A 12,017-nucleotide genomic window follows, 5' to 3' on the forward strand; every position below is an offset into this window, starting at 1 on the left:
ACTTTCACAAGCCGTCACGGAATGCTTCCGCCACGACCACCGAAGAGGCCGATCGCAGATGACCGACCGCACCGAGAACACCGCCGCCACCGCGGGCGCGCCGTTCGCGGTCATGCTCCGCGGAGCCCTGGTGCCGGCCAGCGTCGCCGGGGGGCTCGCGGTCCTCGCCCTCGCCGTCGCGCGGGGTGTCGGCTCGGTCCCGGGCAGCCTCCTCGGGCTGGCCGTGTCCGTCGGGTTCTACGCCTCCGGCATGTTCCTGCTGAGCCGTCTGGTCCGCAGCGCCAGCCCGCACGCGTTCCTCGCCGTCGCGATGGCCGTCTACTTCGCGCAGATCCTCGTGCTGCTCGTGTTCTTCATCGTCTTCCGCAACGCGTCGTGGGTCGACGGCACCGCCCTCGCGGTGACCGCCCTCGTCGTCACGCTCGCCTGGCAGGCCTTCGCCTACCGCGCCCTGCGCGGTGCGCGGCTGCCCGTCTACGACGAGCCCACCGACACCCCCGAGCAGGGTCGATGAGCCCGGCCGGGACGCGAGGTCCCGCCGTCGCGGCGACCTCCGGGGGTCGGGTAGCGTACGTCCAGTCCACCCGGGAGCCCGTCGCCGGCACCCGTGACGTCCCCGAGGAGAAGGTGTGAGCCCGACCGTGGTCTCCGCTAGCTGGCTGCCCGCCGCCATCGCCACCGCCGAGGGCGGGGAGGGCGGTTTCAAGACCCCGGGGGTCGCGGACTTCTGGTGGCCGGTCATCCCGTTCGACGGCACCGGCCCGTGGGCCGTCACCCGTCCCGCGCTCGTCCTGCTGCTGTCGGTCGGCCTGCTCGCGTGGTTCTACGTCGGCGCCACCCGCAAGCTGACGGTCGTCCCGAGCAAGAACCAGTTCCTCGTCGAGGGCAGCTACAACTTCGTCCGGAACACCATCGGCCGCGACATCATCGGGTCCAAGGACTTCCTCCAGTTCGTCCCGCTGCTGCTCACGCTCTTCACGCTCATCCTCGTGAACAACCTGTTCGGGATCTTCCCGTTCATCCAGTTCCCCACGATGAGCCGCGTCGGCATCCCGATCGTCCTGACGCTCATCGTCTACATCACCTACCACGCGGTGGCGATCCGCCGGAAGCACGGCGTCCTGCCCTACTTCAAGAGCCTCATCCCGCCGGGGCTCCCGGGCTGGCTCAAGCCGATCCTCTTCGTCCTCGAGTTCCTCACGTACTTCGTGATCCGGCCGCTGACGCTCGCGCTGCGACTCTTCGGCAACATGCTCGCCGGCCACCTCATGCTGCTCGTCTTCATCGTCGGCGGCGAGTACCTCCTCCTCGAGGGCGACAACCTCTTCCTCAAGTTCTCCGGCGCGCTGTCGTTCGGCTTCTCCATCGCGATGACGTTCTTCGAGCTCCTCATCGAGTTCCTCCAGGCGTTCATCTTCACCCTCCTCGCGGCGCTCTACATCAGCGACGCCGTGAGCGAGCACCACTGACCCCCGGGCTCCGCCCGGACGCACGACCCGCACCACCCCGCTCGACCCCGACGCCGGGACAGGCCCGGCGCCACCGAAAGGAACACACGACATGTACGGCTCCATCGCCTACCTCGGCTACGGTCTCGCCGCGATCGGCCCCGGCATCGGTGTCGGCCTGATCTTCGCCGCCTACATCAACGGTGTGGCCCGTCAGCCCGAGGCCCGCGGCATGCTCCAGACCATCGCCTTCACCGGCATGGCGATCACGGAGGCGCTGGCCATCCTCGGTCTCGTCTTCGCCTTCGTCTTCCAGGGCACCAACCCCAACTGACGAGGGTCGCGCCCACCGCACCCCTCGACCTGTACCGACGAGATAAGGACGCGATGTGATCACCGCATCCGTAGTAGCCGCCGCCGACGGGGAACCGCACGGCTTCCCCTCGGGCTTCCCGCTGCTGCCGCAGCCGGCCGAGATGGTCATCGGGCTCATCGCCTTCGGGATCCTGTACTGGCTGTACAAGACGAAGGTCGTGCCGCGCCTCGAGGAGCTGTACGCCGAGCGTGCCGCCGCGATCGAGGGCGGCATGCAGCAGGCAGAGCAGGCCCAGGCCGAGGCCAAGGCCGCGCTGGAGCAGTACACGGCCCAGCTCGCCGAGGCCCGCGCCGAGGCCAACTCCATCCGCGAGTCCGCCCGTGAGCAGGGCGCGTCGATCGTCGCCGAGATGCGCGCGCAGGCCCAGGCCGAGGCGTCCCGCATCACGGAGTCGGCCAAGCGCCAGGTCGAGGCCGAGCGCCAGCAGGCGGTCGTCCAGCTGCGCCAGGAGGTCGGCTCGCTGTCGACGACCCTCGCCAGCAAGATCGTCGGCGAGTCGCTCGAGGACGAGGTGCGCCAGAAGGGCATCGTCGACCGCTTCCTCGCCGAGCTCGAGGCCGGCGAGGTCACGCCCCAGAAGGTTGCCCCCGCCGGGCAGGACGCCTGATGCGTGGCTCGTCCCGTGGGGCCGCCCACACCGCCCAGGAGGCGCTCGACGCCACCCTGCGCGGTGGTGCGGACCCCGCGACGCTCGCCGAGGAGCTGTTCGCGGTGACCGGCGTCGTCGAGGGCACCGCCTCGCTGCGCCGTGCCCTCGCGGACCCCTCGCGCGACGCGGCCGACAAGGCCGGGCTGGCCCGCTCGCTCTTCGGCGGCAAGGTCGGTGAGGCCGCCAGCGGCCTCACCGAGACCGTCGTCGGGCAGCGCTGGGCCGGTGAGCGCGACCTCGGCGACACGCTCGAGAGCCTCGCCGTGCAGTCGCTCCTCGCGGGCGCCGAGTCGGCCGGCCGGATCGACCGCGTCGAGGACGAGCTGTTCCGCTTCGAGCGCATCGTCGCCGCCGACCCCGGTCTGCGCGACACGCTCTCGAGCCGCAACACCGACGCCTCCGGCAAGGCCGGCCTGGTCCACACCCTCCTCGACTCCAAGGCCGCCCCGGAGACGGTGCGCCTCGTCGAGCAGGCCGTGCGGGTCCCGCGCGGGCGCCGGCTCGACCGGGTCATGGAGGCCTACCTCCACCTGGCCGCGCAGCGTCGCGACGAGCTCACCGCGCTCGTCACCGCGGCCGTCGACCTCGACGAGCAGCAGCAGGCCCGCCTGCGCAGCGCGCTCGAGGCCCACTACCGCAAGCCGGTCGCGCTCCAGGTCGTCCTCGACCCGGCGGTCATGGGCGGCATCCGGGTCCAGGTCGGCGACGAGGTCGTCGACGGCACGGTGCTCCGGCGCCTCGACGAGGCCCGCCGGCACGTCACCGGGGGCTGACCCCGCCGCTCGCGGCACCCCACAGGCTCGCGACACACAAGAGCACAGGCACCACCCACCAGAACTTCGGCCCCACAGGGGGCCGGTGACCGAGGAGAAGATCACCCATGACGGAGCTCTCGATCCGCCCGGACGAGATCCGGGACGCGCTGGACAGCTACGTGCGCTCCTACGAGCCGGGCACGGCCGCGCGCGAAGAGGTCGGCCGCGTCACCGACGCCGGTGACGGCATCGCGCACGTCGAGGGCCTGCCCTCGGCGATGACCAACGAGCTGCTCCAGTTCGAGGACGGCACCCTCGGCCTCGCGCTCAACCTCGACGTGCACGAGATCGGCGTCGTCATCCTCGGCGAGTTCTCGGGCATCGAGGAGGGCCAGGAGGTCAAGCGCACGGGCGAGGTCCTCTCGGTCCCCGTCGGCGACGCCTTCCTCGGCCGGGTCGTCGACCCGCTCGGCACGCCCATCGACGGCCTCGGCGACATCGCCTCCGACGAGCGTCGCGCCCTCGAGCTGCAGGCCCCCACGGTCGTCCAGCGCAAGTCGGTGCACCAGCCGCTGCAGACCGGCCTCAAGGCCGTCGACGCGATGACCCCCATCGGCCGCGGCCAGCGCCAGCTGATCATCGGCGACCGCCAGACGGGCAAGACCACCGTCGCGGTCGACACGATCATCAACCAGAAGGAGTTCTGGGAGACCGGCGACCCGGAGAAGCAGGTCCGCTGCATCTACGTCGCGATCGGCCAGAAGGGCTCCACGATCGCCTCGGTCCGCGGCACCCTCGAAGAGGCCGGCGCGATGGAGTACACGACCATCGTCGCCGCCCCCGCCTCCGACTCCGCGGGCTTCAAGTACCTCGCGCCGTACACCGGCTCGGCCATCGGCCAGCACTGGATGTACCAGGGCAAGCACGTCCTCATCGTCTTCGACGACCTGTCCAAGCAGGCCGAGGCCTACCGTGCCGTCTCCCTCCTGCTGCGCCGCCCGCCGGGCCGCGAGGCCTACCCGGGCGACGTCTTCTACCTGCACAGCCGGCTGCTCGAGCGCTGCGCGAAGCTCTCCGACGAGCTCGGCGCGGGGTCGATGACCGGCCTGCCCATCATCGAGACCAAGGCCGGTGACGTCTCGGCGTACATCCCGACCAACGTCATCTCGATCACCGACGGCCAGATCTACCTCCAGGCCGACCTGTTCAACGCCAACGTCCGCCCGGCGATCGACGTGGGTGTCTCCGTCTCCCGCGTCGGTGGTGCCGCGCAGATCAAGGCGATGAAGTCGGTCGCGGGCCGCCTCAAGCTCGACCTCGCGCAGTACCGCGCCCTCGAGGCCTTCGCGATGTTCGCCTCCGACCTCGACCCCGCCTCGCGGGCCCAGCTCGCGAAGGGTGCCCGCCTCGTCGAGCTCCTCAAGCAGCGCCAGGCCGCGCCGGTGCCGGTCGAGGAGCAGGTCGTCTCCATCTGGATGGGGACCACCGGCAAGCTCGACAGCGTCGCCGTCGAGGACGTCCGCCGCTTCGAGGCCGAGTTCCTCGACCACCTGCGCCGCACGAAGGCCGACCTCCTCTCAGCGATCCGCGAGACCGGCAAGTTCGAGGAGAGCACCGAGCAGGCGCTCGAGGCCGAGGTCGACTCCTTCAAGGCCAAGCTCTTCGACGGCTCCGGCGACGAGGCGGTCCCGGTCAACGACCAGGGCGAGGACGGCAGCGAGGCGATGGACTCCGAGCAGGAGCAGATCGTCCGCCAGAAGCGCTGACCGCGGTCCACCGAGACACCACGAAAGGCGGGATGACATGGGAGCGCAGATCCGGGAGTACCGGCAGCGCATCCGGGCCGTCAGCTCGACGAAGAAGATCACCCGGGCCATGGAGCTCATGGCCGCTGCCCGCGTCGTCAAGGCGCAGGAGGCGGTCCGCGAGTCCACTCCGTACGCCCGCGCGCTGACCCGCGCGGTCTCGGCGGTCGCGACCTTCTCCACCGAGGACCACCCCTGACCTCGGAGAAGGAGGACGTCCGCCGCGCGGCGGTCGTCATCATGACCTCCGACCGCGGTCTGGCCGGTGCCTACAGCTCCTCGGTCCTCAAGGAGAGCGAGCGCCTCGTCGCGCGCCTCCGTGAGGAGGGCAAGGAAGTCGTCCCGTACCTGCTGGGCCGCAAGGCGATCGGGTTCTACAAGTTCCGCCACCGCGAGTTCGCGGCCGAGTGGAGCGGGTTCTCCGAGAAGCCGACCTTCGAGGTCGCCCGGGAGGTGGGCGAGCGGCTCGTCGCCGACTTCACGACGCCCACCGACGAGGGCGGCATCGACGAGGTCCACGTCGTCTTCACGCGGTTCGTCTCGATGGTCACCCAAGAGCCCGAGGTCATCCGGCTGCTGCCCCTCGAGGTCGTCGAGGGCGAGGAGAAGCCGGCACCGGACGACCTCCTGCCGCTCTACGACTTCGAGCCCGGGGCCGGGCAGGTGCTCGACGCGCTCCTGCCGAAGTACGTCAACGCCCGGCTGTTCAACTGCATGCTGCAGGCTGCCGCCTCCGAGCTCGCCGCCCGTCAGCGGGCGATGAAGTCGGCGACGGACAACGCCGAGGAGCTCATCAAGAAGTACACCCGCCTGGCCAACCAGGCGCGTCAGGCCGAGATCACCCAAGAGATCAGCGAAATCGTCGGTGGCGCCAGCGCGCTGGCCGAGAGCAAGTGAGAGAGAGACCATGACTTCCACTGTCACCGAGACCTACCAGGCTCCCGCCGCCGGCGGGGTCGGCCGGATCTCCCGCATCATCGGCCCCGTCGTCGACGTCGAGTTCCCCGTCGACGCGATGCCCGAGCAGTACAACCTGCTGACCACCGAGGTCGAGATCGGTGGCGAGAAGAAGGCCCTGAACCTCGAGGTCGCCCAGCACATCGGCGACAACATGGTCCGCGCCATCTCGCTGCAGCCCACCGACGGCCTGGTCCGCGGCACGGCCGTGCAGGACACCGGCGGCCCGATCACCGTCCCCGTCGGTGACGTCACCCTCGGCAAGGTCTTCAACACCACCGGCGAGGTCATGAACCTCGAGGAGGGTCAGACCCTCGAGATCACCGAGCGCTGGGGCATCCACCGCAAGGCCCCGGCCTTCGACCAGCTCGAGTCCAAGACCCAGATGTTCGAGACCGGCATCAAGGTCATCGACCTGCTCACCCCGTACGTCCAGGGCGGCAAGATCGGCCTGTTCGGCGGTGCGGGCGTCGGCAAGACCGTCCTCATCCAGGAGATGATCGCCCGCGTCGCCCGCGACCACGGTGGCGTCTCGGTGTTCGCCGGTGTCGGCGAGCGCACGCGTGAGGGCAACGACCTCATGGTCGAGATGGAGGAGGCGGGCGTCCTCGGCCAGACCGCCCTCGTGTTCGGCCAGATGGACGAGCCGCCGGGCACGCGCCTGCGCGTCGCTCTCTCGGCGCTGACGATGGCGGAGTACTTCCGCGACGTCCAGAAGCAGGACGTGCTCCTCTTCATCGACAACATCTTCCGCTTCACCCAGGCCGGCTCGGAGGTCTCGACCCTCCTCGGCCGCATGCCCTCGGCCGTCGGTTACCAGCCGACCCTCGCCGACGAGATGGGCACGCTCCAGGAGCGGATCACCTCGACTCGTGGTCACTCGATCACCTCGATGCAGGCGATCTACGTCCCCGCCGACGACTACACCGACCCGGCGCCGGCCACGACGTTCGCCCACCTCGACGCGACGACCGAGCTCTCCCGCGAGATCGCCTCGCTCGGCATCTACCCGGCCGTGGACCCGCTGACGTCGACCTCGCGCATCCTCGACCGCCGCTACATCGCCGAGGACCACTACAGCACCGCGCTGCGCGTCAAGGGGATCCTCCAGCGCAACAAGGAGCTGCAGGACATCATCGCCATCCTCGGCATCGACGAGCTCTCCGAGGAGGACAAGGTCCTCGTCAACCGGGCCCGTCGCCTCCAGCGCTTCCTGTCGCAGAACACCTACGTCGCGAAGCAGTTCACCGGCATCGAGGGCTCGACCGTGTCGCTCGCCGACACCATCGAGGGCTTCACGAAGATCTGCGACGGCGACTTCGACCACGTCGGTGAGCAGGCGTTCTTCATGTGCGGTGGCCTCGACGACGTCGAGCGCCAGTGGGCCGAGATCCAGAAGAACCTCTGATGGCCCTCCAGGTCGAGCTCGTCTCCGCCAGCCGCAAGGTCTGGGAGGGCGAGGCCAGCCAGGTCAGCGCCCGCTCGATCGAGGGTGACCTCGGGGTGCTGCCCGGCCACCAGCCGATGCTCTGCGTGCTCGCCGAGGGCGAGATCCGCATCAACGCCGGTGGCTGGAAGTCGGCCACGGTCGACGGTGGGTTCCTCTCGGTGGACCACGACCGGGTGACCATCGTCGCCGAGTCGGTCGACGCCTCCGGCATGGGTTCCTGACCGACGGGGCGGGGACGGGCACCGGATGGACGCACTCGTCGTTTCCGAGCTCGTCGTCGCCCTCGTCGTCCTGCTCGTCGTCGGCGCGCTCACCTTCGTGTGGGCGCGCCGACGCTTCATCTCCGGCGACGGCCGTCCGGTGATGCTCTGCGCGCGCCGCGACGACCCCGCCGCGCGCTGGCGGCTGGGGCTGGCCCGCCTCGGCGCCGAACGCTTCGAGTGGTTCAGCATCGTCGGGCCCTCGCTGCGGCCCGAGGTGTCGTGGCTGCGCGGCGAGGTGCAGCTCGGCTCGCCGCACCCGACGTCCGACGTCATCCCCGGTCTCGCGGAACCGATCTCGGTCAGCGGGAGCGCGGCCGGGCGCACCTGCGAGTTCGCGTTCGTGCCGGCCGCCTACACGGCCGTCCGGGCCTGGCTGGAGTCCAGCCCGCCCGGCTACAACGTCAACGTCGCCTGACGGACCGTCACCGGTCAGCGCTCGGGGCCTGCTCGCGACCTCCGCCGGGCGCCCAGAGGACGTCGCCCCCGTGCCCGACGTTCGCGGTCCGGGCCAGCACGAACAGCAGGTCGGAGAGCCGGTTGAGGTAGCGGGCGGTCGTCGGGTTGACGCCGCCGTGCCCGCGCTCGGTGCCCGGCTCGGTGCCGTACTCGTCGATGGCCGCCCAGGTCGAGCGCTCGGCCCGGCGCACGACGGTCAGGGCCTGGTGGAGGAACGCCGAGCCCGCGGTGCCGCCGGGGAGGATGAACGAGCGCAGCTTCTCGAGCGGGGCCAGCCAGCGGTCGCAGTCGGCCTCGAGCTCGGCGACCCACTCCTCCTTGACCCGCAGCGGCGGGTACTCGTAGGTCTCCTGGAGCGGGGTCGCGAGGTCGGCGCCGACGTCGAACAGGTCGTTCTGGACCCGCAGCAGCACGGTGCGCACCTCCTCGGGCAGGTCGCCGCAGGCCAGGGCCACCCCGAGGGCCGCGTTGGCCTCGTTGGCGTCGGCGTAGGCCGCGAGCCGCAGGTCGGTCTTGCGGGTCCGGCTGAGGTCGCCGAGGGCCGTCGAGCCGTCGTCGCCGGTCCGCGTGTAGATCCGGGTGAGGTTGACCATGGGGCCAGCCTGTCAGACGCCGCGGCGCCCGACGGGGCCGCCCGGACGTGACGGGACCCGGACGCCGACCCGAATTTGCCGAAACTTGACCGTGGCGTGCGTATCAGGAGGGGTCCCTCGTGCGTCCATAGGTGCACACGACGCCGTGGAGAGGGGAACGACGTGGCCGACCGGGGTGCACCCATCGTCACGCTGACCGAGCACGCCCACGAGTCCGGGGTCCTCCTCGCGCTCTCGGGGCGGCTCGACGCGCGCACCGTCGCCGACCTGCGCCTCACCCTCCACCGGGTCGTGGCCGACGGCTCGGAGCCGTTGCTGCTCGACCTCGAGGGCGTCGAGATCGGAGACGCCTCGGGCCTGGGCCTCGTCGTCGAGCTGCGCCGGCGGGCCCGGCGGGCCGGACGCCCCGTGCACGTCGTCGCCGCCGACGACCGCACCCGCAGGCTGCTGCACCGCGCCCGGCTGCACGGCCTGTTCACCGCCGTCGGGACGCGACGGGCGCCCGGCGCCGACGGGGTGCTCGCCGGCGCCTCCTGACCGGCCCACGGGTGGTGCGCCTCACGTGTGGGCACTCTCACCGTGCGAGCACCTACCCGGTGCCCGGGGCCGCGGTTAGCGTTCCGGCATGTCCGAGAGCAGCGACGCCGTCCGTCCCGAGCGGGACCGCCCCTGGGTCATGCGCACCTACGCCGGCCACTCGAGCGCCGCCGCGAGCAACGCCCTGTACCGCCGCAACCTCGACAAGGGGCAGACCGGCCTCTCCGTCGCCTTCGACCTGCCGACCCAGACCGGCTACGACCCCGACCACCCGCTGGCCCGCGGCGAGGTCGGCAAGGTCGGCGTGCCGGTCAGCCACGTCGGCGACATGCGCGCCCTGTTCGAGGGCATCCCGCTGTCGTCGATGAACACCTCGATGACCATCAACGCCACCGCGATGTGGCTGCTCGCGCTCTACCAGGTCGTCGCCGAGGAGCAGGCCGAGGCCGCCGGCGAGGACCCCGCCGCGGCCGTGCGCGCCCTCGCCGGCACGACGCAGAACGACATCATCAAGGAGTACCTGTCGCGGGGGACCTACGCGTTCCCACCGGCGCCGTCGATGCGCCTGATCACCGACATGATCGCCTACACGGTCGCCGAGATCCCGCGGTGGAACCCGACCAACATCTGCAGCTACCACCTCCAGGAGGCCGGCGCCACGCCGGTGCAGGAGATCGCCTACGCGATGTCGACGGCCATCGCCGTGCTCGACGCCGTGCGCGACTCCGGGCAGGTGCCGCCCGAGCGGTTCGGCGAGGTCGTCGCCCGGATCTCGTTCTTCGTCAACGCCGGCGTCCGCTTCGTCGAGGAGATGTGCAAGCTGCGCGCCTTCGTCCGGCTCTGGGACGAGGTCACGCTCGAGCGCTACGGCGTGCAGGACCCCAAGCACCGCCGGTTCCGGTACGGCGTGCAGGTGAACTCGTTGGGGCTCACCGAGGCCCAGCCCGAGAACAACGTCCAGCGCATCGTCCTCGAGATGCTGGCGGTCACCCTCTCCAAGGACGCCCGTGCCCGGGCCGTGCAGCTGCCGGCGTGGAACGAGGCGCTCGGGCTGCCGCGTCCGTGGGACCAGCAGTGGTCGCTGCGCATCCAGCAGGTGCTGGCCTTCGAGTCCGACCTGCTCGAGTACGACGACCTCTTCGAGGGCTCGGTCGTCGTCGAGGCCAAGGTCGCCGAGCTCGTGGCCGGGGCCACGGAGGAGATCGCCCGGGTGCAGGAGATGGGCGGCGCCGTGCCGGCCGTCGAGGGCGGCTACATGAAGTCCGAGCTCGTCTCGTCGCACGCCCGTCGCCGGGCCCGCATCGAGACCGGTGAGGAGGTCGTCGTCGGCGTCAACCGGTTCGAGTCCACCGAGCCCAACCCGCTGACCGCCGACCTGACCACGGCCATCCAGACCGTCGACCACGACGTCGAGGAGGCGGCCGTCCGGGCCGTGCGGGCCTGGCGGGAGGAGCGGGACGCCGACCCCGAGCGCCGAGAGCGCGCCGCGACCGCCCTGGCGCAGCTGCGCGCCGACGCCGCCACCGACGCCAACCTCGTGCCGGCCACCCTCGAGTGCGCCCGGGCCGGCCTGACGACGGGGGAGTGGGCCGGGGCCCTGCGCGAGGTCTTCGGCGAGTTCCGGGCTCCGACCGGCGTCAGCGGCTCGGTCGGCACCGGCGCCGGCACCGCCGAGCTGGGTCGCGTGCGCGACCTCGTCCGCTCGACCGGCGAGGAGCTCGGCGAGAAGCTGCGTGTCCTCGTCGGCAAGCCCGGCCTCGACGGGCACTCCAACGGCGCCGAGCAGGTCGCCGTCCGCGCCCGCGACGCCGGCTTCGAGGTCGTCTACCAGGGCATCCGGCTGACGCCCGAGCAGATCGTCGGGGCGGCGGTCGCCGAGGACGTGCACCTCGTCGGGCTCTCGATCCTCTCCGGCTCGCACATGGAGCTCGTCCCCGACGTCCTCGAGCGGATGCGGGAGGCGGGCGCCGGCGACGTCCCGGTCATCGTCGGCGGGATCATCCCCGAGGCGGACGCGGTCCGGCTCAAGGAGCTGGGGGTCGCGGAGGTCTTCACCCCGAAGGACTTCGGGCTCACCGAGATCATGGCCCGGTTCGTCGACGTCATCCGGGCCGCGCGCGGGCTCGAGCCCGTCGCGCAGCCGGTCAGCGGCTGAGCGCGTCGGTCAGGGCCTTCCCGAAGGCGGGGAGGTCGTCGGGGTTGCGGCTCGTGATGAGGTTGTCGTCGACGACGACCTCGCTGTCCTCCCACGTCGCACCGGCGTTGCGCAGGTCGGTCTGCAGGCTCGGCCACGAGGTGACGGTGCGACCGCGGACGACGTCGGCCTCGATGAGGGTCCACGGGGCGTGGCAGATGGCGGCGACGGGCTTGCCCGACTCCATGAACGTGCGCACGAACGAGACGACGTCGGAGTCGGTGCGCAGGGCGTCGGGGTTCGCGACGCCGCCGGGCAGTACCAGGGCGTCGTAGTCGCCGACCTCGGCCTCGGCGACGGTGACGTCGACGGGGAAGGTGTCGCCCTTGTCGAGGTGGTCGAAGGCCTGCACCTCGCCGGACTCGGTCGAGACGAGGACGGGGGTGTGGCCGGCCTGCTCGACGGCCTTCCAGGGCTCGGTGAGCTCGACCTGCTCGATGCCCTCGGTGGCGACGAGGAAGGCGACCTTGCGGCTGGTGTTCGTGGTGTCGGTCATGCTGGGACGCCTACCCGGGAGCGCCGACGGGCAAACCG

At 71.3% G+C, this 12,017-nt stretch carries 13 protein-coding genes and 1 pseudogene; 12 read left to right on the plus strand and 2 right to left on the minus strand.

Going from position 1 to position 12,017, the window contains the following annotated elements; all coding sequences use genetic code 11:
• The first annotated feature begins 58 nt into the window (after positions 1–58).
• The 10 genes and pseudogenes from G7075_RS02645 (at position 59) to G7075_RS02690 (ending at position 8,118) form a co-directional block, all read left to right on the plus strand.
• A complete protein-coding gene (locus G7075_RS02645; RefSeq protein WP_166118588.1) occupies positions 59–514 on the plus strand; it encodes a hypothetical protein in 456 nt (151 codons plus the stop codon).
• A 115-nt stretch (positions 515–629) separates the two neighbouring features.
• Positions 630–1,469, plus strand: a complete 840-nt coding sequence (gene atpB, locus G7075_RS02650) for a F0F1 ATP synthase subunit A (protein ID WP_166118591.1) — start codon at positions 630–632, stop codon at positions 1,467–1,469.
• Positions 1,470–1,560: 91 nt separating this feature from the next.
• Positions 1,561–1,782: an ATP synthase F0 subunit C gene (atpE, locus tag G7075_RS02655; protein ID WP_030527793.1), complete on the plus strand. Its 222-nt coding sequence runs from the start codon at positions 1,561–1,563 to the stop codon at positions 1,780–1,782.
• Between the two features lie 55 nt (positions 1,783–1,837).
• On the plus strand, positions 1,838–2,431 hold the full coding sequence (locus G7075_RS02660) for a F0F1 ATP synthase subunit B (RefSeq protein WP_166118593.1): 594 nt from the start codon (positions 1,838–1,840) through the stop codon (positions 2,429–2,431).
• Complete coding sequence (locus G7075_RS02665; RefSeq protein WP_166118596.1) at positions 2,431–3,246, plus strand: F0F1 ATP synthase subunit delta; 816 nt, start codon at positions 2,431–2,433, stop codon at positions 3,244–3,246. The genes G7075_RS02660 and G7075_RS02665 overlap by 1 nt, the downstream gene beginning before the upstream one ends.
• 107 nt (positions 3,247–3,353) lie before the next feature.
• A complete protein-coding gene (gene atpA, locus G7075_RS02670; RefSeq protein ID WP_166118598.1) occupies positions 3,354–4,994 on the plus strand; it encodes a F0F1 ATP synthase subunit alpha in 1,641 nt (546 codons plus the stop codon).
• Between the two features lie 37 nt (positions 4,995–5,031).
• Positions 5,032–5,930, plus strand: a pseudogene (locus G7075_RS02675) (F0F1 ATP synthase subunit gamma).
• A gap of 10 nt (positions 5,931–5,940) precedes the next feature.
• Positions 5,941–7,398: a F0F1 ATP synthase subunit beta gene (atpD, locus tag G7075_RS02680; protein WP_166118600.1), complete on the plus strand. Its 1,458-nt coding sequence runs from the start codon at positions 5,941–5,943 to the stop codon at positions 7,396–7,398.
• Positions 7,395–7,661 (plus strand): F0F1 ATP synthase subunit epsilon, encoded by a 267-nt coding sequence (locus G7075_RS02685; protein WP_166124182.1) that lies wholly within the window; start codon positions 7,395–7,397, stop codon positions 7,659–7,661. Before atpD ends, G7075_RS02685 begins: the two co-directional genes overlap by 4 nt.
• A 25-nt stretch (positions 7,662–7,686) precedes the next feature.
• Positions 7,687–8,118: a DUF2550 family protein gene (locus tag G7075_RS02690; RefSeq protein WP_166118603.1), complete on the plus strand. Its 432-nt coding sequence runs from the start codon at positions 7,687–7,689 to the stop codon at positions 8,116–8,118.
• A gap of 7 nt (positions 8,119–8,125) precedes the next feature.
• On the opposite strand, the gene G7075_RS02695 is transcribed toward G7075_RS02690, so the two are convergent.
• Complete coding sequence (locus tag G7075_RS02695; RefSeq protein ID WP_166118605.1) at positions 8,126–8,752, minus strand: cob(I)yrinic acid a,c-diamide adenosyltransferase; 627 nt, start codon at positions 8,750–8,752, stop codon at positions 8,126–8,128.
• A 162-nt stretch (positions 8,753–8,914) separates the two neighbouring features.
• On the opposite strand from G7075_RS02695, the gene G7075_RS02700 reads away from it, so the two are divergent.
• Positions 8,915–9,289: an STAS domain-containing protein gene (locus tag G7075_RS02700; protein ID WP_166118607.1), complete on the plus strand. Its 375-nt coding sequence runs from the start codon at positions 8,915–8,917 to the stop codon at positions 9,287–9,289.
• A gap of 88 nt (positions 9,290–9,377) precedes the next feature.
• Positions 9,378–11,444, plus strand: a complete 2,067-nt coding sequence (locus G7075_RS02705; protein ID WP_166118610.1) for a protein meaA — start codon at positions 9,378–9,380, stop codon at positions 11,442–11,444.
• On the opposite strand, the gene G7075_RS02710 is transcribed toward G7075_RS02705, so the two are convergent.
• Positions 11,434–11,979, minus strand: coding sequence for a type 1 glutamine amidotransferase domain-containing protein (locus G7075_RS02710; protein ID WP_166118612.1), 546 nt, complete (start codon positions 11,977–11,979; stop codon positions 11,434–11,436). The two genes, G7075_RS02705 and G7075_RS02710, sit on opposite strands and share 11 nt — an antisense overlap.
• Positions 11,980–12,017: the final 38 nt, after the last annotated feature.

Source organism: Phycicoccus sp. HDW14, from assembly GCF_011383005.1.
GTDB lineage: Bacteria > Actinomycetota > Actinomycetes > Actinomycetales > Dermatophilaceae > Phycicoccus.